Source organism: Brevibacillus choshinensis (assembly GCF_016811915.1).
GTDB classification, from domain to species: Bacteria; Bacillota; Bacilli; order Brevibacillales; family Brevibacillaceae; genus Brevibacillus; species Brevibacillus choshinensis_A.
Genome location: NZ_CP069127.1, coordinates 3,700,633 through 3,725,560 on the forward strand (window position 1 = coordinate 3,700,633; position 24,928 = coordinate 3,725,560).

Annotated in this window: 29 protein-coding genes; 12 read left to right on the forward strand and 17 right to left on the reverse strand. The window is 52.9% G+C overall.

What is annotated here, in order from left to right; translation table 11 throughout:
• Positions 1-4: 4 nt before the first annotated feature.
• Positions 5-1,591 (reverse strand): PTS sugar transporter, encoded by a 1,587-nt coding sequence (locus tag JNE38_RS18635; protein WP_203255125.1) that lies wholly within the window; start codon positions 1,589-1,591, stop codon positions 5-7.
• Between the two features lie 292 nt (positions 1,592-1,883).
• Complete coding sequence (locus JNE38_RS30975; RefSeq protein WP_275296586.1) at positions 1,884-2,009, reverse strand: hypothetical protein; 126 nt, start codon at positions 2,007-2,009, stop codon at positions 1,884-1,886.
• A 133-nt stretch (positions 2,010-2,142) separates the two neighbouring features.
• On the opposite strand from JNE38_RS30975, the gene JNE38_RS18640 reads away from it, so the two are divergent.
• Both JNE38_RS18640 and JNE38_RS18645 read left to right on the forward strand, forming a co-directional pair.
• On the forward strand, positions 2,143-2,886 hold the full coding sequence (locus JNE38_RS18640) for a YwaF family protein (RefSeq protein WP_203255126.1): 744 nt from the start codon (positions 2,143-2,145) through the stop codon (positions 2,884-2,886).
• 83 nt (positions 2,887-2,969) lie between these two features.
• Positions 2,970-3,869 carry an SDR family oxidoreductase gene (locus JNE38_RS18645; protein WP_203255127.1) on the forward strand — a complete coding sequence of 300 codons (900 nt, stop codon included), beginning with the start codon at positions 2,970-2,972 and terminating at the stop codon, positions 3,867-3,869.
• A 21-nt stretch (positions 3,870-3,890) separates the two neighbouring features.
• Here the strand turns inward: JNE38_RS18645 and JNE38_RS18650 are convergent, their stop codons facing one another.
• Positions 3,891-4,775: a LysR family transcriptional regulator gene (locus JNE38_RS18650; RefSeq protein WP_203255128.1), complete on the reverse strand. Its 885-nt coding sequence runs from the start codon at positions 4,773-4,775 to the stop codon at positions 3,891-3,893.
• Positions 4,776-4,922: 147 nt separating this feature from the next.
• Here JNE38_RS18650 and JNE38_RS18655 point away from each other — a divergent pair, with 147 nt between their 5' ends.
• The gene (locus tag JNE38_RS18655) at positions 4,923-5,831 is read left to right on the forward strand and encodes a DMT family transporter (RefSeq protein ID WP_203255129.1); all 909 of its coding nucleotides are present in this window, start codon (positions 4,923-4,925) and stop codon (positions 5,829-5,831) included.
• A 111-nt stretch (positions 5,832-5,942) separates the two neighbouring features.
• A complete protein-coding gene (locus JNE38_RS18660) occupies positions 5,943-6,080 on the forward strand; it encodes a hypothetical protein (protein ID WP_203255130.1) in 138 nt (45 codons plus the stop codon).
• Positions 6,081-6,117: 37 nt separating this feature from the next.
• Here JNE38_RS18660 and JNE38_RS18665 read toward each other — a convergent pair whose 3' ends face one another.
• Positions 6,118-7,716, reverse strand: a complete 1,599-nt coding sequence (locus JNE38_RS18665; RefSeq protein WP_203255131.1) for an amidohydrolase — start codon at positions 7,714-7,716, stop codon at positions 6,118-6,120.
• A 204-nt stretch (positions 7,717-7,920) separates the two neighbouring features.
• Between JNE38_RS18665 and JNE38_RS18670 the strand changes: the two genes are divergently transcribed.
• Both JNE38_RS18670 and JNE38_RS18675 read left to right on the forward strand, forming a co-directional pair.
• Entirely contained in the window at positions 7,921-9,237 is a 1,317-nt protein-coding gene (locus JNE38_RS18670; RefSeq protein WP_203255132.1) for an MFS transporter, read from the forward strand.
• A gap of 180 nt (positions 9,238-9,417) precedes the next feature.
• A complete protein-coding gene (locus JNE38_RS18675; protein ID WP_203255133.1) occupies positions 9,418-9,843 on the forward strand; it encodes a NucA/NucB deoxyribonuclease domain-containing protein in 426 nt (141 codons plus the stop codon).
• An 85-nt stretch (positions 9,844-9,928) separates the two neighbouring features.
• Here JNE38_RS18675 and JNE38_RS18680 read toward each other — a convergent pair whose 3' ends face one another.
• Positions 9,929-10,525, reverse strand: coding sequence for a TetR/AcrR family transcriptional regulator (locus JNE38_RS18680; protein WP_203255134.1), 597 nt, complete (start codon positions 10,523-10,525; stop codon positions 9,929-9,931).
• Between the two features lie 280 nt (positions 10,526-10,805).
• Between JNE38_RS18680 and JNE38_RS18685 the strand changes: the two genes are divergently transcribed.
• The 3 genes from JNE38_RS18685 to JNE38_RS18695 all read left to right on the forward strand — a co-directional run bounded on the left by JNE38_RS18685 (position 10,806) and on the right by JNE38_RS18695 (position 13,527).
• Positions 10,806-11,525: a 3-ketoacyl-ACP reductase gene (locus JNE38_RS18685; protein ID WP_203255135.1), complete on the forward strand. Its 720-nt coding sequence runs from the start codon at positions 10,806-10,808 to the stop codon at positions 11,523-11,525.
• 151 nt (positions 11,526-11,676) lie between these two features.
• Positions 11,677-12,120: a MarR family winged helix-turn-helix transcriptional regulator gene (locus tag JNE38_RS18690; protein WP_203255136.1), complete on the forward strand. Its 444-nt coding sequence runs from the start codon at positions 11,677-11,679 to the stop codon at positions 12,118-12,120.
• Positions 12,121-12,123: 3 nt separating this feature from the next.
• Positions 12,124-13,527, forward strand: a complete 1,404-nt coding sequence (locus JNE38_RS18695; RefSeq protein ID WP_203255137.1) for an MDR family MFS transporter — start codon at positions 12,124-12,126, stop codon at positions 13,525-13,527.
• Positions 13,528-13,594: 67 nt separating this feature from the next.
• Here the strand turns inward: JNE38_RS18695 and JNE38_RS18700 are convergent, their stop codons facing one another.
• Complete coding sequence (locus JNE38_RS18700) at positions 13,595-14,884, reverse strand: MFS transporter (protein WP_238933372.1); 1,290 nt, start codon at positions 14,882-14,884, stop codon at positions 13,595-13,597.
• A gap of 319 nt (positions 14,885-15,203) precedes the next feature.
• Here JNE38_RS18700 and lgt point away from each other — a divergent pair, with 319 nt between their 5' ends.
• Positions 15,204-15,995: a prolipoprotein diacylglyceryl transferase gene (gene lgt, locus JNE38_RS18705; protein ID WP_203255138.1), complete on the forward strand. Its 792-nt coding sequence runs from the start codon at positions 15,204-15,206 to the stop codon at positions 15,993-15,995.
• Between the two features lie 95 nt (positions 15,996-16,090).
• Here the strand turns inward: lgt and JNE38_RS18710 are convergent, their stop codons facing one another.
• The 10 genes from JNE38_RS18710 to JNE38_RS18755 form a co-directional block, all read right to left on the reverse strand.
• The gene (locus JNE38_RS18710; protein WP_203255139.1) at positions 16,091-16,591 is read right to left on the reverse strand and encodes a GNAT family N-acetyltransferase; all 501 of its coding nucleotides are present in this window, start codon (positions 16,589-16,591) and stop codon (positions 16,091-16,093) included.
• Positions 16,592-16,729: 138 nt separating this feature from the next.
• Positions 16,730-17,698: an NAD-dependent epimerase/dehydratase family protein gene (locus JNE38_RS18715; protein ID WP_203255140.1), complete on the reverse strand. Its 969-nt coding sequence runs from the start codon at positions 17,696-17,698 to the stop codon at positions 16,730-16,732.
• Between the two features lie 118 nt (positions 17,699-17,816).
• Positions 17,817-18,338, reverse strand: coding sequence for a TetR/AcrR family transcriptional regulator (locus JNE38_RS18720; protein ID WP_203255141.1), 522 nt, complete (start codon positions 18,336-18,338; stop codon positions 17,817-17,819).
• Between the two features lie 233 nt (positions 18,339-18,571).
• Positions 18,572-18,907, reverse strand: a complete 336-nt coding sequence (locus JNE38_RS18725) for a hypothetical protein (protein ID WP_203255142.1) — start codon at positions 18,905-18,907, stop codon at positions 18,572-18,574.
• Positions 18,904-19,494 carry a manganese catalase family protein gene (locus tag JNE38_RS18730; protein WP_203255143.1) on the reverse strand — a complete coding sequence of 197 codons (591 nt, stop codon included), beginning with the start codon at positions 19,492-19,494 and terminating at the stop codon, positions 18,904-18,906. The genes JNE38_RS18725 and JNE38_RS18730 overlap by 4 nt, the downstream gene beginning before the upstream one ends.
• 17 nt (positions 19,495-19,511) lie before the next feature.
• Positions 19,512-19,763: a spore coat protein CotJB gene (locus tag JNE38_RS18735; protein ID WP_203255144.1), complete on the reverse strand. Its 252-nt coding sequence runs from the start codon at positions 19,761-19,763 to the stop codon at positions 19,512-19,514.
• Between the two features lie 210 nt (positions 19,764-19,973).
• The gene (locus JNE38_RS18740; protein ID WP_203255145.1) at positions 19,974-20,255 is read right to left on the reverse strand and encodes a hypothetical protein; all 282 of its coding nucleotides are present in this window, start codon (positions 20,253-20,255) and stop codon (positions 19,974-19,976) included.
• A 270-nt stretch (positions 20,256-20,525) separates the two neighbouring features.
• Positions 20,526-20,876, reverse strand: coding sequence for a YolD-like family protein (locus JNE38_RS18745; RefSeq protein WP_203255146.1), 351 nt, complete (start codon positions 20,874-20,876; stop codon positions 20,526-20,528).
• Entirely contained in the window at positions 20,873-21,265 is a 393-nt protein-coding gene (locus tag JNE38_RS18750) for a YhjD family protein (protein WP_238933373.1), read from the reverse strand. Before JNE38_RS18750 ends, JNE38_RS18745 begins: the two co-directional genes overlap by 4 nt.
• Positions 21,262-22,506 (reverse strand): DNA polymerase IV, encoded by a 1,245-nt coding sequence (locus tag JNE38_RS18755; protein WP_203255147.1) that lies wholly within the window; start codon positions 22,504-22,506, stop codon positions 21,262-21,264. The genes JNE38_RS18750 and JNE38_RS18755 overlap by 4 nt, the downstream gene beginning before the upstream one ends.
• Positions 22,507-22,745: 239 nt before the next feature.
• Here JNE38_RS18755 and JNE38_RS18760 point away from each other — a divergent pair, with 239 nt between their 5' ends.
• Both JNE38_RS18760 and JNE38_RS18765 read left to right on the forward strand, forming a co-directional pair.
• Positions 22,746-23,105, forward strand: coding sequence for a VOC family protein (locus tag JNE38_RS18760; RefSeq protein WP_203255148.1), 360 nt, complete (start codon positions 22,746-22,748; stop codon positions 23,103-23,105).
• Positions 23,099-23,329 carry a GNAT family N-acetyltransferase gene (locus JNE38_RS18765; protein ID WP_203255149.1) on the forward strand — a complete coding sequence of 77 codons (231 nt, stop codon included), beginning with the start codon at positions 23,099-23,101 and terminating at the stop codon, positions 23,327-23,329. The genes JNE38_RS18760 and JNE38_RS18765 overlap by 7 nt, the downstream gene beginning before the upstream one ends.
• On the opposite strand, the gene JNE38_RS18770 is transcribed toward JNE38_RS18765, so the two are convergent.
• The gene (locus JNE38_RS18770; RefSeq protein WP_203255150.1) at positions 23,326-24,906 is read right to left on the reverse strand and encodes a hypothetical protein; all 1,581 of its coding nucleotides are present in this window, start codon (positions 24,904-24,906) and stop codon (positions 23,326-23,328) included. The genes JNE38_RS18765 and JNE38_RS18770 overlap by 4 nt on opposite strands.
• Positions 24,907-24,928 lie beyond the last annotated feature (22 nt).

The following is a 24,928-nucleotide window of genomic DNA, read 5'->3' on the forward strand; positions in this document are numbered from 1 at the left end:
CTTTTTACGCGTTTATTTTCTCGCCCGTTTGCTGCACCTGTTTCTTTTTCGCGATCTGATTCGCTGCCAGCGTGATGAGGAGCGAGCATAGCAAGCCGCTTGCCATCGCTGCGATAAAGCCCAGCATGTTGTTGGACAGAAGCGGAGCCATGACCGATGGTACGTAAGCGGTTCCCCGAACATCGAAGACGCCCACCATCATCCCTGCAATCCCAGATGACACTATGGCACCCGCGAACACCAACTTATTGGAGAACATAAAGGGATAGGCCGCTTCCACAAACGTCCCAAAGCCCATATTGATGAGAAAGCCAGGTGTCGCGACAGTCGCTTCACTCTTTTCGCGCGGTGATATGATATTCGCCAGGGTGATCCCTGCCGATACCATGACCAACCCCACCATGTCGACCGCCCCTAAGAAGCTGTTCCCTGTCTTCTCCATTTCCAGCAAGACAATGGGGAGAATGGCTGCATGATAGACTCCCCCGATGATCGCCGGCCAAATGAGCAAGCCTGCGATCAAGCCCGCCAGAGCTGGGCTGTAGGAGACTGCCCCTTCGATGAGCACTTTGACCCACTCCCCCGCCTGGAGGGCAATCGGCGCCAGCAGGTAGTACACGATCAAGCCTGCTGCCAAACCGGATACGCCACCTGCAATGATATTGACCGTGGTAGTCGGGAATTTCCACTCAATGCATTTGCGAAAGAGCACGTTGACGAGCAGCCCTGCTCCGATCCCGCCAATCATTCCCCCGATGATTCCGCCATCTGTGGACAAAATGCCTGCCAGCACACCCGCTACGACCGACACTTCCTCCATGTCTGACACCTGCTTGGCCGCAATCGCTGCAATCACAACCGGCAAGGCTTTGATCAACACATCGAAGACTCCGCTGAGCATGTCCAGCCCCGGAATTTTGCTGAGGGCCAGGACTAACGCCAAGGCAATGAACCCCGGAAGCGAGGACATCATGATTCCGCGAATGTTGATCCGTTTCCACGGCTTGTCAGATGCGGCTCCTGCTTGCGCGGCATCTCCAATCATCGGGCGGTAGGTTATTCCCCAATGCTTGGCAAAAGCGGTGACAAAGCTGATTGCACGCGTCCGGTTGGTTGTACCCGTCGTGCCCGAAGTCAATAGGACATGAGCTCCTTTGGCACTGATGAGCGCCATTGAAGTCCCGCCCGTCCCTACGATGGGCACTTTCTTCTCGACCGCCGCATTCACGACTTTTTCATTGGCCCCATTCGGATCTGCACTCATGCTGATCATCCCGTCTATCTGGCCGTTTTGCAGCGCAAGTGCCAGTGCCTCATCCGTGCCCCGGACCCACTCGTTGCATGCCTCCAGAGTACCCGTATAGGATACAACGGGTGTCCCGGATTCCGCATCCAAGCAATACACTTCTGCATGTGTCCCTTTTCCTGCCGTATCCATGGAGCCTCGCGCTGCAATAAATTGGATCCCGGCGATTTCCACCCCAGCTGCTTTTGCCTGCGTTCGTATTTCACCCAACAGCTTTTGCGGGTCTTTCCCTCCTAAATTGTACAGGTTTCCCCCACTGCTCCCAATGATGATGATCCGTCTCATATGAATTCGTTCCCTTCTTTACGCTACGGTAAAGCGTTACCTTGATAATTGATTATAACTTTACTTTAGTGAAGCGAGAAGGGAAATTCAATACTTTCTGTCTATTTCTTTTCAAAAACACCCCATTCCCTCGTACGTAATTCTACATTGTGGTATTCATGGTATAATTTAGTCGGTTATTCTTTTGGGTCATTTTCTGAAAAGCCGTACCCCTCTCCGCATGCGAAGAGGGGTACGTGAGAATCCTTATTCTGAAATGGTGCGGGGCTGCCTGGTGCCCTTCCTCATGTTGTTACTTTTGATCGGCTTGTTCTTCTTTGTAGCATTCGATGCAAAGAGCACCGTTGTTCTCAATTTCGTACTCCGTCAAGCGGGCTTGGCACGATTTACATTGTTTTTCCGTTAATACCAAGTTCAAGACTATATCTCCTCTCATTGATGTACATTGGTCTAGTCTCATTATAACGCACCGATTCAATGGAACCAGTAGCTTTGTGTTAAAATTTCGTGAATTCTTTTAATAAACGCTCAATTCCCAAATGGAGGATACGATGACCTCACCGAATTTCGCCTATACGATTACCACTGCTCCTTTTCAATTATTTTCAGCCAGTCACCTGATCAGCCTGCTCGTTTTCTTTGCGCTTCTCGGGCTTCTTTGTGTGCTCCGCCAAAAGCTTCGGGCTCCCATCGTCGACCCAATCGCACGATGGAGCCTCGCAGGTGTACTCGCCCTGTCTGAAATCAGCTTTCACTGGTGGCATCTTGCCATGGGCACGTGGTCCCTGCGCGAGTCATTGCCCTTGCAGCTTTGCAGTGTCACACTGATTTTGTCCATTTTCATGCTGGCGACCAGCAGCTACCGTCTTTTCGAGATCACTTTTTTTGCCGGGATCGCTGGTGCTGGGATTGCGCTTCTAACTCCAGAGCTGTTTTACCCGTTCCCGCATTTTCGTTTCTTTCACTTTTTTGTGGCTCATGAAGGAATCGTCCTGGCTTGCCTATACATGTCTTGGGTCAAAGGATATCGTCCCACCTTTTCATCCGTATGGAAATCGATGCTGACCCTCAACGCTTTATTGCTGATTGCCCTTCCCGTCAATCGCTGGACGGGGGGAAATTACCTCTTTGTCTCACACAAACCGCAGCAGGCGGGATTGATGGATTTTCTGGGACCATACCCCTGGTACATCCTCTCCCTTGAGGGCGTGGCCTTTCTCTTTTTCACCCTCCTTTACTTGCCGTTTTGGTACGGGAACCGCGTCAGCGCGCACCGTCAATCACTGGATGCCTGAAAGAAGGTGGAACTTTGCCCCTCACCTCCATTGAACTAGGCGAATATCATGGCGATATCGAGTGATCAATGGAGGGATTGGTTTTGTACCCGATTTACCCCTATTACGGTTTTCGAACCAAGTGTGAAGAGCAGCCCATCTCCTTTCCTGCCCAGCATCAGGACCGACAGCCTGGCATGGAATATTTGATGGTGCCGCGTCCGATATACGACAATCCTGGCTATGCGGGCAGCGGAAAGCTGAAAGGCAAAGTGGCGATCATTACGGGAGGTGACAGCGGGATTGGTCGTGCAGTCGCCGTCGCCTTTGCCAAAGAAGGCGCAGACGTCGCGATTCCCTATCTCGATGAGCACATCGATGCAGAAGAAACCAGGCAAGTAGTGGAAGGGTACGGAGCACGCTGCCTGCTTTTGCCAGGCGATTTGCGGGATGATGAATGGTGTCGCGTGGTCGTGGCAAGAACGATCGCCGCTTACGGAAAAGTAGATGTGCTCGTCATCAATCAGGGCGTACAGTTTCCGCAAACGAGCATTCTTTCAATCAGCCGCCAGCAGCTGGAGGATACGTTTCGGACGAATATCTACCCCCACTTTTTCCTTACGCAGGCAGCGCTCCCCTATTTGCAATGCGGCAGCTCCATCATCAGCACCACGTCGGTAACGGCTTACGCGGGACATTCACTGCTTGTCGACTATTCGGCTACCAAAGGAGCCATCGTTTCTTTCACCCGTTCCCTGTCGCTTCAGCTTGTCGATTCCGGGATCCGAGTCAATGCAGTTGCACCTGGGCCTATCTGGACACCTTTGCAAGTCTCCAGCTACACCGCAGAGTACATCACGACGCTTGGGACAGATACACCCATGCGCCGTGCAGGCCAGCCTTTCGAATTAGCTCCGACCTATGTATACCTGGCTTCGGACGATTCCGGATATGTGACAGGCCAAGTGCTCCATGTGAACGGAGGAACGATGACGGAGACTTAGAAAAACGAACACCTCACCCGCTTACTGTGGTGAGGTGTTTTCACGTACCCAGGTGGTGACGCAATCGAAAAATCTGCGCGATGCGGGCGATAAGTGTGCCATCGAAGGAACAGCAACCCCGAGGGAGCGGAAATGATCACCCTCGAGCGGGACCGCTCGGATGTTCGGCGGCAGGCGAAACAGGATCATCTCCGGCAGAATGCTAATGCCAAGGCCGCTCTGCACCATGGCAATGATGGCGTGATCGTCCCCCAGCTCATACTTGACCTTTGGAGCAAATCTGGCTTTTCGGAAGATGCGCTGAATATCATTGTCACAGCCGGTCTTTGGCATGATGAAGGTTTCCTGCTGAAGCTGGCTGATCGGCACCGATTCTTTGAGGGAAACAGGATGATCGTCCGTCACGATTACCATCATCCGGTCCTGATGCAGCGGTGCCGCCTCCAGCGTCTCGGAAGTCGGCAGCGAAACAAAGCCCATATCTACCGCGCCTGACACGATCCAGCTCTCGATATCGTCGTAGTAACCCTCCAGCAGCTTGATCTCGATGGCGGGATACTGGTCCTGGAACTGCTTGAGGATTCCCGGGAGCCATTGTGTCGACACACTCGTAAACGTTCCGATGCGCACCGTTCCCACTTCGATTCCGTTGATTGCCGAGACCTCCTGCATCATTTGCTCGTGTTTGCGCAGCATTTCTCTCATGTATTTGAGCAAGTGCTCCCCGTTGCTCGTCAGACTGATCCCGGATCTCCCCCTCGTCAGGATCGAAAATCCGTATTCTCTCTCCAGGCTTGCGATCGCATGGCTGACCGCTGATTGCGTCAATCCGAGCAGCTCACCCGCCCTCGTCAAACTCCCTGACTCGATGACGGTGACGAAGACTTCAAATTTGTTGAGGCTCACAACTTCCACTCCCTCTTTGCACAAATTCTTTTCATGCAAATAATGATAAACATTCATTTTTATTATTTATAAGATACGCTTATACTTGAGTCGACACAATATCCGGTACAGAGAAAAATGCTGCCCGGTCCTAGGGGGACTCTCGTCATGAAACCGCAGCTTAAAGCCGATCTCGCCATGCTGCTCGTTACTCTTTTTTGGGGATCGTCGTACCTGTTCATGCAAATGGGTCTGACGGATCTCGAGACTTTCAATCTGATTGGCCTTCGGTTTGGAATTGCCTTTTTGATTGCCGCCACTTTCTTCCATAAACGAATGCTGCGGACCAATCGTAAAACAGTGCTCCACGCCTTCATCTTGGGGGCCATTCTGTTCGGGGTGTTCGCTACCGTTACAGAAGGCGTGAAGACCACGACGGCTTCTCAGGCAGGCTTTCTCGTTAGTTTAACGGTTATTTTCGTTCCCCTGCTCTCCATTTTGCTGAAAAACAGGCCTGAAAATCGTGTATTCTTCGGGGCAGGACTCGCCTTAGTCGGAATTGGCCTCTTGACTCTGACAGAGGAGCTTCAGATCAGCAAAGGCGATGCGCTGTGCATCGGAACGGCCTTGTTTTACGCCACCCACATTATCGTCACGGGCAGGCTGGCTCCGAAGTCCGACGCGATTCAGCTCGGCGTCTACCAGCTTGGGTTTGCCGCTCTTTTTGGACTCATCTTTTCCCTTTTCATTGAGTCTCCCAGACTCCCACACACGCCCAATGCCTGGCTCGCCGTCCTCGTGCTCAGCATTTTGTGCAGCGCCATCGGTTTTGTCGTCCAAACTGTCGCCCAGCAGCATACGACACCCACGCACACGGGCTTGATCTTTTCGCTGGAGCCCGTATTTGCCGCCATTTTCGCCTTTCTGCTGAACGGGGAGATCCTGAGCGCACGCGGTTATATCGGTGCCTCCCTTGTATTAGTGAGCGTATTGATCGCGGAAATTGACCCCAGCCGATTCCTGCGCAAAAAAAAGCAGGAGGTTCCTTCGCTTCCCGAGCGCAACCTCCCGCTGTAGCTCTCCTTCTTCCAAAGCAGGCGCACACTCCATTTCATAATCTCACCAGCAACGGGAATACTTCTGATGGCTTCTTTCTACGATAACAAGCGATCTTCGGAGGTATTTTCCGTGAATCCATATGTTCTTTCCTTTCAAGAAACCAGTAAAGTATCGATCGCTCTCGTCGGAGGAAAAGGCGCGAATCTGGGTGAATTGACGAGAGCTGGCGTCCAGGCTCCCGATTGTGCCATCCGCTATGCCATATGATTACATGGGTGACGCATACAACGGTTGAAAGATCCGGCTATCTCGAATAGCAGACCTTTCCTCCGATGACGGTCATCACGACCTTGGTCGACAGCAGCTCATCCGGATCCATCGAGAATAGATCATGAGAATACACCGTCATATCGGCAAATTTTCCACGCGACAAGGTTCCTTTCATCTGTTCTTCATTGGTGACCGTGGCACTTCCCAGCGTGAACAGGTGAATGGCTTCCTGCATGGTCAGCTTTTCATTCGGGAGATAGCCATCGTGCATTTCGCCCGGTGCTTTTCGGGTAACCGCAGCATGAATCCCCAGCAATGGATTGATGGGCTCCACGGGCGTATCCGATCCTGCTGCGCAAATGATCCCCCGCTCCAGCATCGTTTTCCAGATATACGAGTGTTGGATGCGATCCTCTCCGACGCGGTCGATCACCCAAGGGAAATCGCCAGCCAAAAATCGTGGCTGGATATCCGCGATACGGTTCGGATGCTTCAAACGCTCCAGCAGATCCGGCCGAAGGATTTGCGTATGAATCAAACGATCTCGATACGCCACAGGTGCAAACTGGTCCAGACTGTCCAGAACCATCTCCAGCGCCTTGTCTCCGATGGTGTGTACGGCGATTGGCATTTGCAGCTCTCGCGCCTGGCGAACGAGCTCCGTCAACGCCTCCTGTTCGTGAACGGGATAACCGCTCGTCGAAGGATCATCCGCGTACGGTGCAGACAGATATGCCGTTCGACGGCCCAACGCGCCGTCTGCAAAGATTTTCACTGCACCAATATTCACATGACTGTTCCCGTAGCCTGCATACATCTTCAGGTCGCGAAGCTCGTGCATGCTCGGGTAATACACCAGCAGGTTGCAGCGAAGCGCCAGTTCTTCTCCATTGATCAGCTCGTCATAGAGTCGATAGGTTTGACCCAGCCCTTGCAGTTCCCGGCAGTCCTCGGTATGCGCCCCAGTCAGGCCGTGCTCCATCGCATAGCGGATAGAGCTGCGCAGCGCTTGCTTCAACGAATCATAGCTGGGCTTCTGAATGTGCGGCGTAATCAGATTGGAAGCCGTTTCGAGCAGCATACCGGTTGGTTTTCCCGTGACAGGATCATGTACGATCACTCCTCCTGCCGGAACCTCCATATCCGGATGATAGTGGCTTTGTTCCAATGCCTTGCTGTTCACGAGATTGGCATGGCCGCATATGCGGGACAAAAGGATCGGGCAATGAGGCGCAACCTGGTCCAACTCCTCCAGGGTAGGTATGCCGCCCCCGCCGACAAACAGGTTCTCGTCCCAGCCAAAGCCTTGAATCCATTGATGAGGAGCTGTCTGTTCGGCCTTTTGTTTAATCAAGAAAAGCATTTCGTCTTTGGAAGTCGCCTTGCTCAAATCCAATTGGAGAAAGGTCAATCCCAGCCAGCCCAAATGAAGATGGCTGTCGATCAGGCCTGGCGTTGCTGTGCAGCCCCCAAGATCGATGATTGTCGCATCTCCTCTGCCCCATTGCAAAGTCATATCCGCATCTGTCCCCAGGTCGTGGACCAGTCCATCCTTGACGACCATCGCTTGTACGAATAAGTGCCGGGGATCTCCTGTATAGATACGTCCATTGGTAAAAATTACGGTACTCATTTCACTACCCCTTTGCGTCAGCTTACCTGCTCTCTCCTTATTTGGGTACCTGGCGGCGTATTTCCTTCCAAACTCTCGAAAGTTTTTGTTTTTTTCCAACGAATGGAGCAAAGGGAATTACTGTTTGATCGTCTATTCCCTCTTCCAATCGGGCACGTTATGAACGGGGCCACCTCAATTCATAAAATGGAAAGGGGCAGACACATGCACCACAAGACGAAGACCGGCTTCCCCGCCATTCTCCACAATCTGCGCCAATCGGGAAAGAATCGGGTTCATCCGAATGAAAAAGTGCACAAACGCGGACACGGCCAGCTCGATGCCCAAGCCAAGCTGCTGCTGTTCGTCAACCTGTTATTCATCACCGCAGGCGCCTTATCCGGCACCTTCGTGAACGTCTACTTGTGGAAAGTGAAAAGCCAGTTCGCCCCGATCGCTTGGTTTACTTTTGCCACGTATCTCGCCAGTGCGCTTACCTTTTGGCTTGCTGGCGCCTGGGTCAAGCGTTTCAACAAAATGAACGTCTTGCGGGCAGGCATGGCGGTTTCAGCCCTTTTCTACCTGCTGGTGCTGATGCTGGGAACCAAAGTCGTTGCGTATTCCGCTCTGCTGGGGCTGGTACAAGGGATGGCGAACGGTTTTTTCTGGCTTTCCTTTAACGTCGTGTACTTTGAAATCACGGAGCGGGACAATCGGGATCGGTTCAATGGCTGGGCTGGATTGCTCGCTTCCGGTGGCGGAATGCTGGCTCCCTGGATATCTGGCTATCTCATTTCCCGCATGACAGATGTCAGAGGGTATACTTTGATCTTTACGATTTCTCTCGTCTTGTTTGTCGTGGGTGTCGTCATCAGCTTTTTTCTGAAAAAGCGTCAGTCACAGGGCGATTACGCCTGGTCTTTTGCCATCCATAGCTTGCGTGAAGATACGAACTGGCGCTGGGCGTTTGGGGCTTTGGCAGGTCAGGGCCTGCGAGAAGGCGTCTTCGGTTTTGTCATTGGTCTTCTGGTCTATATCGCAACAAAAAGCGAGATGACCTTGGGCAATTACTGGCTGATCACGTCCGCCGTCGGCCTCGGCAGCTATTACATCGTAGGAAAATGGTTAAAGCCGCACTACCGCAAATGGGGCATGTTTTGCGGAGCCTTGGTTATGAGCGCTGTCGTCTCCCTCTTTTTCTGGAAAGTCAGCTATGTGACCTTGCTCATTTTCGGCGTGGCTGTCAGTCTGGCCTATCCCTTATTCTCCGTTCCCATTATTTCTACGGTGTTCGATCTGATTGGAACCAATGAAGAGAGTGCGAAGAATCGAGTGGAGTATGTCGTGCTGAGGGAATTTGGGCTGGACGCCGGGCGCCTGACAGGGATTCTCATTTTCCTCGTGGTGACATCCTTCAGCACCTCTCCCTCCACTTTAAACTGGCTGATTCTCTTGATTGGCACGGGGCCATTGATTGCTTGGTTTTGCATGAAGAGACTGTTCTCGCGAGTCAGTCCTCCCCCTGCGAGTGAGAAGAATTAAAACCTCCCTTCTGATTTTCCAGACGGGAGGTTTTTTTGGACATTAAGAAAGGGAGGCACGGTAAATTGGAATTTATTAGAACTTTTCCAATTAAGCATTTTGCCCGATGCATCCTGCGTGACAGTTGGTATAATTAGCTAGGTATTTTCCCATTTTGAACATGACCCAAGGAGAGCAGCCGTGCAGAAAAAAATCATCCTCTTCATCGTCGCCCTACTGTTTGCGATCGGCTCCTATTTTTTCGAGCAGCATGCCCCGCAGACGCAGACCAACAGCGCCGAAGCAGACTACGTGCTGGAGTTCCCCAGCAGCAAATATCCTCAGACTGCCGAGCATATACGCTCTGCCATCGCCAAAGGTCAACCCGCCGTTTGTACCATCGACCGCAAAGGTGCGGATGAAAACCGCGAGCAATCCCTCAAAGGTGTGCCCACTAAGCCACGCTACGATCGAGATGAATGGCCGATGGCGATGTGCAAGGAAGGCGGTACTGGCGCGGATATCGCCTATATTTCCCCCTCGGATAATCGGGGCGCAGGTTCATGGATTGCCAATCAAGTGGACGAATACCCTGATGGGACGCGCGTAAAGATTGTCGTGAAATAACCTGACTTGTGACCCGCCGCGCAAACAAAAACCCGCCGGGGCTTTTCCTGCCAGGCGGGTCATTCAAACCTCGTGGGAGGCTTGCTCATTTTTTCTCCACTTCTATCCCTCGAAACACAATTTCTACTCCCTCTCGCAGCATCGCTTCCAGAGATGGCCCCTGAACATTTCGCGACCAAGCAAGGTAGGATTCCAGATAGTACGACCACAACACTCTGGCCACGACACGAGTCGGTACGTCCGCCCGAAGCTCGCCGTTTTGTCTCCCCCGCTCCAGCGTCTGGAAAAAGATCTCGATCGAAGGAGCTTCCTCTCTAAACAAGTCCCCTGAGCCCATAAATTCTTGCAGAGCAATTTCTGACAAGGGTCGATCATTCTCAATCGTTTGGCAAAGGATATTCATCATATGGCTGATTTGCATTTTGGTTGAAAGATGCTTGATCTTCTCATCCTTCGACGCTGCCCAGAGCTTTTCCCTGCGCTGGTTGAGGACTTCCTCGATGAGCTCATACTTTTTCGGAAAATGCTTGAAAAACGTCGCCTTGGCCACGTCCGCCTCGTTCGCGATTTCTTCTACTGTCGTAGCATGATAGCCCTTTTCCCGAAACAGGTTGATGGCTGTATCATATATGTTTTGGCGCGTCGCCAGTCTCTTCCGTTCTTGTCTTCCTACTGCATCCATTTTATCACTCGCTTTCCCCCTCAATCCGCCAGACATGGATTGAAGTATAGCTTCTCCAGGGTTTCAGTATAAGGGAATCATTCCCTGTGCGCCACCAAAAAGGAAATATTCAGCCGATTGCACAGACTGGCCCGCCCCTTTTTTCCCCCAGTACATAGCGCCTCTGCCGCCCGTATAGCTGCCCCGCTTTTCCTTCCTGAATGGCCTCCCATTCAACTGGTTACCTTATCTACGAAACATGAACACCCGGAACAAATCCATCAGAAACGGAGGATCTCGCATGGAGCTGAGAGGAAAAAACGCCTTGATCACAGGGGCGGGAAAAGGGATTGGACGCGCGATTGCTCTGGCTCTCGCAAAGGAAGGCGTGCGTGTCGGCCTCGTCGCCCGCTCGACTGCTGATCTCGAGCAGATCGCTTCCACCATATCCAGCCAGCATCAAACGAAGACCGCTTTTGCTTCCGCTGACGTGTCCAAGAGAAGCGAGGCAGAAGCCGCTTACAACCAGATCAAGCACGATCTCGGGCCAATCGATATTTTGGTCAACAACGCAGGCGTCGCGAGCTTTGGCACCGTCACAGAAATGCCGCCTGAAGAGTGGGAACGAATGATTCAGGTAAACTTGTTCGGAACCTACTACATGACCTACTATGCCCTGCCGGACATGATGGACCGCAGCAGCGGTTCCATCCTGAATATCGTTTCAACAGCCGGAGAACGCGGCTTCGCTACAGGATCTGCCTATTGTGCTTCCAAATTTGCTGTGCTGGGTTTTACCGAATCCGTGCTCCAAGAGGTTCGCAAACACAATATCCGGGTGACGGCTCTCACGCCCAGCACTGTAAATACCGAATTGGCAGCAAAGGCCGGCTTGAAGATCGGGGAAGAGCATCGGATGCTGCAGCCCGAGGATGTCGCACAGCTCGCTCTCGCCACCCTGCTTTTGCCGGATCGCGTTTTTGTCAAAACAGCAGGCATCTGGACGACCAATCCGCAATAACACGAAAGGCGTGCTGCCCGATGCGGTGGTGCGCCTTCCTGGTTTGCACCTACGCGGTAGTCAACATATTGACGATTTGCCGAATCCCTTTTACAATTCTTTTACTCGTTACGATAGTCCATATGTTGACCATTTCAAAGGAGAACCTGCTGTGGATGGAAAAGTGCGCATTATCCTAAACTTGCTTCGCCTCTCAGCCCTCATCAACCGATTGGGGGTAAAACTGGTGGATGGAACGGGATTATCGAGTGTCCAGCAATGGCAGCTGCTCGGTATTATCTCTCGGAATGAAGGCATTACCCTAAGCAAGCTGAGTGAAGAAATTCTCGTCACCAAGCAAAATATGACGGGGCTCATCGAACGGTTGGGCAAAGGCGGCTGGGTCACGACCTGGAGTGATCCGGATGACAAACGCCTGACTCGGGTGCGGATTACGGAGAAAGGGACAAAAACACTGGAAATGATGCAGCCACGGACGAAGGAAAGCAACGACATCACCTTTCAAGCCTTTCACAAGGAGGAACTGGAAGTCATGAACGAGATGCTCGAACGGCTATCCCGTACCCTGCGCATGCAAATCAATGGGAGGGAGTAACTATTGAACGCCTATCAGAAAAAAATCACCATCGCGCTCATGATCGCCACCTTTCTTTCCGCGATCGAAGCGACGATCGTGAGTACGGCCATGCCGACAATCGTCAATAAACTCGGGGGCTTGGAGCTCATCAGCTGGGTATACGCCGTCTACTTGCTGACCTCTGCCGTAACGACTCCGATATTCGGCAAGATCGCCGACTTGTTCGGGCGGAAGAAGGTCTTCCTGGTCGGATGCTCCATCTTTTTGATCGGGTCCATGTTGTGCGGCCTTTCGCAGAGCATGGAGCAGCTGATCCTTTTCCGAGCCATTCAAGGAATCGGAGCAGGTGCCGTCGTCCCGATCACCTTTACGATCATCGGCGACATTTTTACCTTTGAAGAAAGGGCACGGGTGCAAGGTCTCTTTGCTTCCATTTGGGGAGTCGCAGGAATCTTCGGCCCGCTCGTCGGCGGATTTTTTGTGGATTATGTCAGCTGGCATTGGATCTTTTACATCAATATTCCGTTCGGTTTGCTTTCTATCTGGCTGATCACCAAAAATCTGCATGAGAATCTGGAAAAACGAAAACGGAAAATCGACTACGGCGGAGCGGTTACTTTTACGATCGGTACCACGGCCCTGCTGTACGCACTGCTTTCGGGCGGCAATGAGCACGCTTGGAATTCCACTGTCATCTACACGCTCTTCCTAGTGACCGTCGTATTTTTAGGCGCATTTTTTGCGATTCAGAGACGTCATCCGGAGCCGATGATTCCCATCCAGCTGTTTCGCATTCGCGAAGTCTCGATTCCGAATCTCATTTCTTTTCTATTGAGTGCCATCCTCATCGGCATCACCGCTTATCTTCCCTTGTGGATCCAGGGCGTTTTGGAAAAAGGAGCGATCTATTCAGGATTGATCCTGATGCCGATGTCCATCGGATGGCCGATCGGCTCGACGGTCGGTGGACGGCTGCTCGTACGATACGGCGCCAAGCGGATTTCCGTACTGGGCATTCTCTTTCTAGTAATCGGGACCTTCTGCTTGACTTTCCTCACGATGTCGACTGCTCCTTGGTTCATTTTAGGGATAATTTTTGTCATGGGACTCGGATTTGGGTTAACCATCACCATCTTTACGATCGTCGTGCAATCCGCTGTAGACTGGAGTTTGCGGGGAGTTGCCACCTCGTCCAATACCTTTTTGCGGACATTGGGACAAACCTTAGGTGTCGCGGTGCTGGGAACCATTTTAAATCAGCAGATTACGAGCCATTCCGAGGCAGGGGCACAGGTTCCGCCGGCTGTCCTCGCTTCTGGCATCCATCAAAACTTCGTCATCGTCGCTGTCATCGCCCTCGCTTGCCTGGTCTTCACCTTTTGGCTTCCGAAGAAAAAGCCCCAACCAGCCAACAGTCAAACATAAACGCTGCACACAAAAAACGGCTCCTTCGCTTGCCATTGCGAGGGGCCGTTTTTCTTGGCACTGCCGATTACCCTATCCCTTTAAAATTACCCTTCTCTAACTCTTGTACCGATTTTTCCTTCCTTCGCAAAAATGGGGTAAATAGCAGCGTAGAAACCGATACGGCAAGACCTACAGCTCCCGCGATCAACGCGATCCGCATTCCAAACGCATTGCCAAGATAACCGCCCACGAGTGATCCAAGGGGATAGGCTCCCCAAGAGACGAAGCGGACGGTGGCGTTCACGCGCCCTTGCAGATGTGCGGGTACGATAGTCTGTCGCAGGCTGAGCGTGCTGATACTCCACATCGATATGCCAAGTCCAAAGAAGAACTGACCCACCGAAAGTATCAAGGCAGTCATTCCGTCTGAGCCCACTGCCAGCGGAGCGAACGGCCCCCCGCAAGCAGCGATGGCTGCAGAACCTACAACGACCGGCCCCATTCCAAATTTCCTAATGGCTTTGTGGACGAGTGAAGCCCCTAGGAAGAAGCCCACCCCCATTCCTCCGTAGACAAATCCCAACCAGCCTGAGGACAATTGGAGTTCCTCAATCGCATAAAGCACGTAGACACTGAACATGACACTCCATGAGAAATTGAAAATGCCCGAACAGCGGATCACACCGAAGAGTAACGGTTCGGAAAACGATAGACGCAATCCCTCGCGAATATCCTCCCATAACCCTCTCTTTGCGCCGGGACTGGAAGAAACCTCTTCATCTCGTTTGATGAACAAGAGTGAAAATGCTGAGATAAGAAAGGCTAGCGATGTGGTCAACATTGCGACAGGTGCCGCAGTGAATTGGACAATGGCCCCTGCTAAACCTGGGCCGGACATTTGCGCTGCTGATCGGCTCCCTTCCAGCAGGCTGTTTCCTTTTACGAGCTGCTCCTTGTTTACCAATGCAGGCAAGTACGACTGGTAGGCGATGTCAAAAAAGACAGTGCCAATGCCGGTCAAAAAAGCGATGATGTACAGCCACCCCATGCTCAGGACTCCCGCAAAAGAAGCTATGGGAATCAGTGCCAACAATAAAGCACGTCCAACGTTGGAAAGAATCAGCTGGGGGCGTCTGGGAAACCGATCTACCCACACCCCGGCAAACAGACCAATGAACAAAAACGGAGCGTACTCCAGGGCACCGAGTATGCCCATTTCCATAGGCGTTGCCGAAAGCGTGAGGGATGCGACTAGTGGCAGTCCCAAGAAGGCCACCTGGCTCCCGAATTGGGTAGCGGTATGACTGAGCCAAAACGTGCGAAAACCTTTGTTGCCCATCATCCTTTCCTGATTTTGGTTTATGCTGGTATCCATCCTTATTCCCCCATATTGGACATCATTTAGGATATAGAAAGGGACATCCTTCATCGACAGCCCGCTTTCCTATCTTGTTATGATTGTAAGGGAACCTTCTTTTCTGAATCTTGCTCTTTCATCCGGTTTTTCTACTGGAAGGCGGCTTGGTGCACTCTGCTCCTGTTTCATTCTGAAGCAAAATCTTACGGCACCATCTAATTTTTCTGTTGCTATCGGATACACTCTGGTATGGTTATATAGGTAATTATTGCATGACGAAAGGTTAGGATCGGGCTCCCAATTCGCCTGATCTACGTAGAGGAAGGAAGGGATTTTCTTGCATCAATATCTCGCACATATCGGCTCATTCCCCATTCGCTCGTACAGCCTAATCTTTGTGCTGGCGATCGCCCTGGGTGTCGGGGTGACCCTGACGTTGGCCAAGCTGCAAAAGAAAGAGGAATTGGGCAATCACCTCATGAATATGCTCGTTCCCATGATGATCGGTGCGATTATCGGTTCTCGCTTTTGGGCAGTCTTTTTCTTCGACTGGGATTTTTACTCCAAGCATCCAGAGGAAATCATCGCGATTTGGCATGGCGGGCTATCTATTCAGGGTGGAATCGTAGGTGCCATTCTCGTTAGCATTTGGTATGTCCGCAAGCACAAGCTCTCGTTTTGGGAGCTGGCTGATTTATGCGCGCCTGGGCTGATTTTAGGTCAAAGCATTGGTCGCGATGCCAATCTGATGAACGGTGATGCCTTCGGTGACCCGACCGGAAGCAACTTTGGCATCCTTTACCCGGAAGGAACCAATGCCCGCGCGACCTTTGGCGATCAGCCTTTGTGGCCTGCCGAAGTATGGGAAGGACAAATGGACGTCATTATCTTTGCGCTGCTCCTCATCCTCATGCGCAAGCCGCTCAAGCGAGGCTACTTGTTCCTCGCCTGCAACATTTTCTACAACCTGGGCCGTTTCCTGCTGGAGCTGCTGCGTGGCGACTCGCCCCGCTACCTGTTTCACTGGACAGCGGCTCAATGGACATCCGTCTCGGTGATCGCACTCGCATTGGCTGCTGGACTCTATCTTTATGTCCGCTCGCCTCACTCGCCAGATACTCCAGCCTAAACAACTGCAAAAATGCCGGCACGCCTGATTTTGGACAGGCTGTCGGCATTTTTTGGTTTCCTGCTCCTTTGAAGCTTATATTTCCTCATACTGGTCTAAGGTAGCTTAAATGACACGTCCAAATGCATGATGAGTTCTTCCCCATGTGTACCTGCAAATCTAAGTCCTTTGTCGACGAATCCCGCTTTCCGATACAGTTGGATCGCCGGTGTATTCGTATGGTGAACCGTCAAAATGATTTCGCCGTGATTCGGATACGACTGCTTCGCTATCTCAGCCAGTGATCGCAGCGCCTCATAGGCGTACCCTTTCTTTTGATGGCGGGAGTCAATGGAAAAGGATTTAAAGAGAAGGGCGCGCTGATTGCTTGTGTACGGGTTCCCCGTTGGATCGTGGTAGAGGACAAAACAGCCGACCAGCTGATCATCTGCCTTCACAACGTATGGCTGATTGTACGGATTCTCTTGAGACGTTCTAATGATGTCTGCCGGCATCGATGTATAAATGGCCTGCTCTTGAGGCAAACAGTATCGGCGAATGGCTTCTTCGTCGTCATTCCTGTAAGGTCGGATCGTGATCCCCTTCTCGCAGCTCATCGTTTGGTCATTCCTTTTCATGGTATCGGCGCCATGTCGGACGCCCGAGCATTCTCTCATCAGGATACCATGATTTCACAAGACCACCTAGAACCTTTCGATTCATTGTGATTGATTAATCACTAACTCACGCACAGCTTACGAGCTTCGCTCCCGCTGGCTTTGCAGAGCATGGATCGTCGCGTTAATCCCTTCCTCAAACGGTGTTGCTTTTATGGGACCAATCTCCCGCTTGTATTTTTCTGCACTCAAAAGCAGCGGCTCCTCCGTCAAATAGAGCATCTCGATTACTTCTTTCATCACGGGTACGAACCGTCCCAGTATCGACAGCCCGACTCTTCCAAGCGGGATGACGGGCTTCGTTTTCCCACTGGCCTTCCGGGCGATCCGAACGATCTCCTTGCCCGAAATCGTCCCTGCTCCCGGAATGTTCCAGTTTTGACCATAGGCATGATCCCTGCATGCCAGCTCGACTACCATCGCTGCTGCATCCGGCAAGTATACGTACTCGCGCGGAACGACCATGTTCCCGATGAAAAAGGCTGGCTTCCCTTGCGCTATGGCCTCCAGTGTCGATCCTAAATACGAGGCTTGGTTGGCCGTGGGTCCATAGTAATCCGGCAAGCGTACGACCATGGTCTGTACCTCTGTCCAGCGATCGCTGAAAAGCATCTGCTCGAATGCCAGCCGGACTTTTCCTTTCTTGGTGTGCGGCTGCTTCGGATGATTCTCTGTCACTTTATCCATCTGTCTTCTGCCATATGGATAAATACCGTCGATCGCGACGACCTTCAAGTGTTTTTGATTGGCTGCTTCCATGACCGCTTCTCCCAGCGGGATGAGTTTGTCAGCCATCTCATGGTACGGCACATTCGCGCAATGAAAGAGTACATCCACTCCGTCCGCCGCAGCGAGTATGTCTTTCGATCGGAAGGCATCGCCGACAGCCAGTGAGAGATGTGCCGGGCTGCCCAATTCTACCGCTAAGTCCTTCAGCTTTTGCAAAGACCGTCCGAATGCAATGACAGGAATTCCCCGTTTGACCAGTTCCGCTGTAATCGCTGCCCCTGTGCCACCTGTTGCTCCCACTACGATTGCTCGATTCATTTGAGATCATCTCCCATTTCGTTTTCGTTTTAGTGATTGATCAATCACTAACTTGTTTAGAGAATATACCACTGTTAGTGATTAGTCAATAACTATTTTTGATGGCTTGTTCGCCACCTTACACCTCCATTAATTCAGGCATGTTCAATGCCATCGAGATATTGCACAGCATTCCTCTTGCCAGAAAAAGCAGCGTTCTTTCCTCCGGATGGGGAATCCCCGCTTTCTGAAAGGCTTCCAGCACGATCTGGCGGACTTCCCTCATACCGTCCCGCATCGCTGTCCGGATCGATTCTTCCTGGATGGTTTGAGCCTGCATCTGCAGCAGTGTCTCACTGCGATGGTCCTCCAATATCCGCTCATAGGCCTTGATCAGATCGGCCTCAAGCTGGTTCGCTGTGGAAGAGGCAACCACCGCACGGAAAGAGTCGATAATCCTCGTCCAGGATACTTCCAAAGCCGTCAGCAGCAGGGCTTCCTTGGTGGAAAAAAATCGGAACACATATGGCTGGGAGATTTTTGCGCGCTCTGCTACCTGTGCGGTTGTGGCTCGGTAATATCCGCTCTCTGCAAACACTTCGATCGCAGCTGATATGATTTCTGCCTTGCGATTAACGGATGTCGCCTCGTTTTTCGGCATGACACTCTCCCCTTTGCTTGATTAGTGATTCATCAATTCCCTATGAGTGTATCTCATTTAGGCCGGCATTGTAAATTGGCTCAGGGAAAACCCGTCTCCTCTAGCAGACAAGGGACGGGTTTTCTTTACTGCCGCCCCATTTGGGCCTTCACTTGCAGTTTTCTAGCCCGCAGCCCCTCTTCTCCGCATCCCCTCATCCGCAGCTTGTCTACGCATGCCGTGCCATGATTCCCCTACGATCCCGGCTTCGGCTCTTCAGACTGGCTGTTATCGTCTGGTCCCGTTTCTTTTTCTGTCGTGATTCCCTCTTTGGACTCATCCTTCTCTGGCGTATGCAGCCATTGAAATAGCGTCCCTGTCTGCAGCGCTTCGGAAAGCCTGAACTGCTGGATGTACGGATCCGGCGGAAACGGATATATTGGGGCGATGGGATGGTGGTCCGTTGCCTTTCGGTTCGTCGGCCGCAGTCCACGTACGCTGGCTTGCTTTCCATTCAGAGGGAGCCGGCTCACGGGAGGCCACAGATAGCCATGTCGCGGGTCGAATGGGTCCTGTCTTCTCCTGTTCATATATCGTCATCCCCTTTCTTTGCCTTGTTCGCACGGTTTTCTTCTTCCAGCATGAAAAGGGCTTCGCGAAAGCGCTGGGAGTGTACAATCTCTCGTCCGCGCAAATACTTCAGGACCTGGCCCACTTCCGGATCATCCGTGAGATTGATCAGCCACTGATAGGTCGCCCTTGATTTCTCCTCTGCCGCGATATTGTCAGCCAGGTCTGCAATCGGATCTCCCTTGGTCTGAATGTACGCAGCCGTCCACGGTACGCCATTGGCATCCGTGTAGAACAACGCTTTGTCATGATCGGCATAGTGCGCTCCCAGCCCTGCCTCCCGCATCTGCACGGGGGTAGCGTCCTTAAGCAGCTTGTATACGAGTGTCGCTATCACTTCCATGTGTCCCAGCTCTTCCGTCCCAATGTCTGTCAACAACGCCTTGATTCGCTTGTTTGGCATGGTGTAGCGCTGATTCAGATACCGCAGCGCGGCAGAAAGTTCTCCGTCCGGCCCTCCGTATTGCGTAATGAGGAATTTCGCCATTTGCAGATCAGGCTTGCTCACCCGTACCGGGATTTCCAATGTCTTCTCATAGATCCACATACCGTTGTCACCTATCCTCAATACTCAATTTCCCATGGCCAGGGCGTCTTGTGCCATGCCCAGCGATCGGGGGACGATGAGTTGCCGTACTGCATCAGCGGGCCGCGTTCCTTTTCGTACGCTTTCTTCAGCTGAGCCAGCTGCTCGGACAGCTCTTTGTACTGCTTCACGGCACGCTGGTCATCCGGATTCATGTCCAAATAGAGCTGCAGCTCCACGAGTGCAAACTGGACTTCCTGCAATCGTCTCAGCGCATTGCCGTCTGCCATAGCGGTTGTCCCCTCCTGTTTTTCTGTTTGCCGTGCACACATGGACGAGCAAACAGACACACTCTTCTGCTATCACCGTATGCAGATGGGCATTTGTCGGTCCCTCTTTCACGGATCATTTCAATCCCCGGATTTTTTGAAACAAAAAGCCTTTCCTCACGGGATAATCGTTCCCGCTCGGAAAGGCTGCTTTTGTTCTCCTATGGTCCGTTATTGGTTCACGGCTTTGTCTTTGCTTTTCGTGACGATGTGGTGACCGATCGGCAAGCCGCGTTGTTCCAGCTCAGCTGCGGTCAGAATATGGAGCGTCTCACTCTTACACGGCATTGGCATCAACCCGCCCAAAGGACTCATCACTCTTCCGATGGTATCCGTTTCGATGACCACGTACAGTCCTTTTTCCTCCAGTTGTTGAATAAATTCACCCCAACGCTTGGAAGTAATCTGATCCGCGTGCTTGGTGAACATGACACCCATTTCTTGTGCTAACATTTCCAGTCCCCTTTGTTCTGTCCCTCAGATATCTGCTTCAAAAGATATCCTAACAATACAGGGAAACCTCCCGTTCTGGCAAAATCCATGGCAGCCAAAAAAACGCGAAAAACGGTTGTTTTTGACCGCATTTCGTTTCAGGAATCACGCCTCGTCATCACGCACGCCATTTGTTCATTCAGACTCGTTTTTTTGCAGCTTGCGTTTTCAGGAGCAGCCCAAGTTTGTCGATTTCTTGAATGATGGGAAAAGAAATTGCTGGCAGACAGCTCAAAAACCGGAAGCGACCTCCACATGCAGCAGCCGGGCAAACGAAATCCAATGGACATCGGTGCCGGCGCGCAGCTTGATCCGCCGTTTTTCCCGATCGATGTGAACGACGTGAGCAGACAGGAGGCGCGGCTGCTGTCCGTCGTAATAGGTCAAAGTCAGGCCGCTGCCCGTCTGATACGCCTGCCATACCCGCTCGCTCATCTCTCCCAGCTGTTCCTGGTCCAGCTGCGGAGGTACATAGCGGCGCTCCTCCTCCTTGATCCGCGCGTACAACTCCCGATGCTCAGGTAGCACGAACCGGCTGGATGCAAACAGATTATCTTTTTTGGACACACGTGTCTCCCTCATGGCGTGTTCTCTCCTCGCTGATAGTGTGCGATCCATTGACCGACGAGCTCCTGGCACTCGGCACGCAAGATTTCGATCGAATAAATCGCTTCCCGCAAATACCCGCGCTGCCGATAGTGCACGACGTAGACATGCCCCTGCCGGCGGTAGCTGACCACTACGCATCCCCGCTGGCGCAGCAGGCGTCGAAGCTGGTGGTGCTGACGCTCTGCCCAGCGGGAAATCTCCAGGAACAGCCAATCAAAAACCGCCTGATAGGACAGCTTCAGCGGTACGATCCGCACCTGCCCCAGATCCACCATGACGGCCCGAAACAAGATGCCATGCAAAATGTACAGGCGCATCATCTCCTGCTCTCCTTCTGGCGATCCCACCTGCTGCTCGGTCACTTGTAATGCCCCCCGATCTTGCGGGCTCGCTCTTTCGCCTGACCTGCTCCGAGCAGAGAAGCTGCCCGCAGGATGGCATCCTGACCGTAGCGGGTGCGGATGTCATCCATCGCATGGGCGAGCGAACGGCGCTTGTGATGATCCGTGAACAGATTGAGCTGCAGGACATTGTCGGGCACCAGCTGTCCCAGCGTGACGCCGATGCTGCGCACGGGGGTCTCCTGCCAATGCCGGTCAAAAAGGCAGCAGGCCGCTTCATACAGCGTCATGGCATCATTCGTCTGCTCCTCCAGCTTCATCTGCCGCCCAAAGCCTGTCATCACATCGAAATCGGCTCCGCGGCAGCCGACAGAAAGTACAGAACCCATCAGCTCCTTGCTCCGCGCCCGCCGGCACACCTCTTCACACAGCTCCAGCAGCACGACCTTGATTTCGGCGCCCGTGTGGTAATCCCGGGGGAGCGTCATGTGGTGACCGATCCCTTTTTGGGTATCGTACGTATTCAGCGAGACCGGCGAGTCATCCAGGCCCCGGGCGGTGCGCCACAGCACCTCGCCATTCACTCCAAAGCGGCGGGTGAGCACATTCGGTGCCAGCTCCGCCAGCTGCCTGATCTGATAGACCCCCATGCGGTGAAAGTGACGCTTCATCCGAGACCCTACGCCAAACAGCTTTTCAATCGGCAGTTTCCAGAGGGTCTCAGCCAGCTCCTCCCGCTTGAGCCAAAAAACGCCTTCCTCCCGCTTCTTGGCAAAGTTGTCACAAGCCATTTTGGCCAGCACTTTATTCTCTCCGATTCCCACCCGGCAGTTGATCCCGGTCTCCAGCCAGACGCGCCGCCGGATTTGCGCTGCCATCTGCAGGGGATCCCCTCCAAACAGGTGGACACTGCCCGTCACATCGAGAAACTGTTCGTCAATCGAGTACGGCTCCACCTTATCCGTGAACGCCTCAAAAATTTGGGTAATCTGCATCGAGATGCGGATGTACATCTCCATCCGCGGACGAACCACCACGAGGTTGCGGCACTTTTGCTGAGCCTGCCACAGTGCCTCCGCCGTAACCACGCCGTACGATTTGGCAATCGGGCATGCCGCCAGGACCACCCCGCTGCGCCGCTCCGGGTCTCCCGCCACGACGATTGGTTGATTCCGCAGCTGTGGGTTGGCCGCTTTCTCGATACTGGCATAAAAACTCTGCATATCGACCAAAAAAACGATCCGTTTGTTCGCATTGGCCATATTGCCATCCCCTTAGTAATTAGAAAACTGAATGTGATAATCCCTATTTGCAGAACAAGCGTTCGCAAATCCTTTTGTTCTTAGTATAGCAAACAAACGTTCGCTTTTATACCCCTTCCCTCTAAAAATGTGCTGGTAATTTTTTCTCCAAGAAAGCAGGGATTCCAAGCACATGGCAGAATCCTGTACAAAAAAGCAGGTGCGCTGTGTGGCGACCTCTAGAAAAGAAGGTGAGTTCCATGGAATCCTCCCCTCTGCAGACAGAAATTGGCGCAGTATTCGTGCCTGTTCGGCACATCGAAGAAGCCCGCGACTGGTATTGCCGGCTGCTCGGCATACCTGCTGATCAAGACATCTTGTTCGGCCATCTCTACTGCATTCCGATGCAAAAGGGCCCCACGCTCATCCTGGACAGCAAAATTTTCCCAAAAAGCTCACCCAGTGACGCTCCGCTGTTTCATTTCAACACGCAGGACATCGAGGCAGCTTACCGCTACCTGCAAGAGATGGGCGTTACGCTCGTGAGCCCCATCGAAAGCGGGCACTGGTTTACGTTCCGCGACCCAGACGGCAACCTGCTGATGGTCTGCAAATGCTAGACGGTCTCACCATCTTGCGACAAGTCAAAAAGTGGGCGTTCGCAGATCGGAACGCCCACCGCCTATGGCTGGATGTCAAAGAGACGAAAAAGTGCGCCCTGCAGCTGTACCTGTCCGAGGGCTTTTGCATGGAGGGCACGCTTCGCGAAGGCCTGCGGACAGGCGATGAGTACGAATCATTGATCGTCCTGTCCATGCTCAGACGCGAGTACACAGGCAGCTAATCCGTCAGATCCTGCTCACTTTGCACGAGCAGCCATTTGCCATCGCTGCTCGCCCCGATCACCCCAACATCATGGGGCAATCCTTCCAGAATCACCCGCTCCCGGCGCTGGTCGGCGTCATAAAGGCGAAGCGACTCTGTGGACGGCTTGCCCTCCTTCCCATCCTCCCACTTGGCATACACCAGCAGGTGCGTCCCCGGCACCCACATTCCCGAGCGCTCCAATTCGGTGATCAGCTTAGCGCCCTGGTAGAGTCCGCCATTATAGTACATCTGGTACTTCCCGTCATCGGACTGGGAATAGCCTGACCATACATCTTGGGCAACAGGGGGATTCCAGCTGATCACTTTCTCGGTTTTCCAATCGTAGCGCTGGCGAACCTCGGTGAGGCTGTCCGCGTTCTCCCGCATGATGAACGTCGCGTAGCGCCCGGCATCGTCGAAGGTCACAGGCAGGATCGAACCGTCCGCCTCGCTCGTCGGGATCGTACCTTTCACTGCTCCAGGAAGTCGCTGCTCTCCTCCCGTTTCGAGATCGCGAATGACGAGATCGAGATCGTCTTTCTGCTCGGCAGCACCCACTGCCATCAGCACGTACCGACGATTATGACTGAAGCTCGCTCCGTGCACGAAGCCCTTCACGTTGACGGGAGTCGCCCATTCGCTTTCCGGCACTTGCCCCTCCCCTTCAGGCTTGGCGTAGAAGAAGCCGCGTCGATCCGCGACAAAATCACCGTTTCCCCGGTAGTTGACGGTCAGCGGTACGGGATAGCGGGTCAGCTCCTTTTGATTCACATCGTAAATGGCATACAGCGGGATGTGGGGCGCATCGCACTCACAAAATTCCCGATAGCGGTATGCGAGCAAGAATCTGTTTTCCCTGTCCAGTGCACGCGAAACAAAATAAGGAGCGGTTAATGCGGAGATCCTTTCTTTCCGAGTCCCATCGAGTGATACCCGCCAAATTTGTCCAGCTGGGATGGCAACGGCACGAAACGCTAGGCCCTCCCCGATTTCTTTTCCTTTGAGAGCCTTGGCTCCCCCAGCATCCAATACGTACTCTGGCCCAGCACGATCGACATCGGGCAGCTTGGACAGCGTCGCCAATACGTGCAGCTGCCGGTCATGGACCCAGTGAAACGCAAGGAGAGGCTCTACATAATGAGGCTGGGAGGTATCTTTGGCATGAAAACGAATCGCCTCCTCTACACTGGGGCGATCCATCGGTTCCCGAAAAAAGAGCGTGTAGGCCTGCGGAGCAGCTCCGACAACCGTGCGTATGGGGGACTGAAGCCGCGGCTCCGTGTCCAGCTGGATTCTCACATCTTCCTTCATCGCATCATAGTCGAACGGAATTTCCTCTCTCCGCCACTCAGAAGGGGGCGAAGAGGATGGGGGCACCGCAGCAGGATCATCTGCCGTGGCAATCTTCTCAGGAGGTGGAGCCGGAGGCCGTGAAGCCACTTCTGTGCCGCCAGACCCGCTGCTCGCCGGATTGCTGCCAAAGCTGCACCCGGAAATAGACAAACCAATTGCCAGAAACAACAGCCCCCACTGAACAAGGCGAAGCAAACGCATAAAGAAACGCCCCTTTATCTCA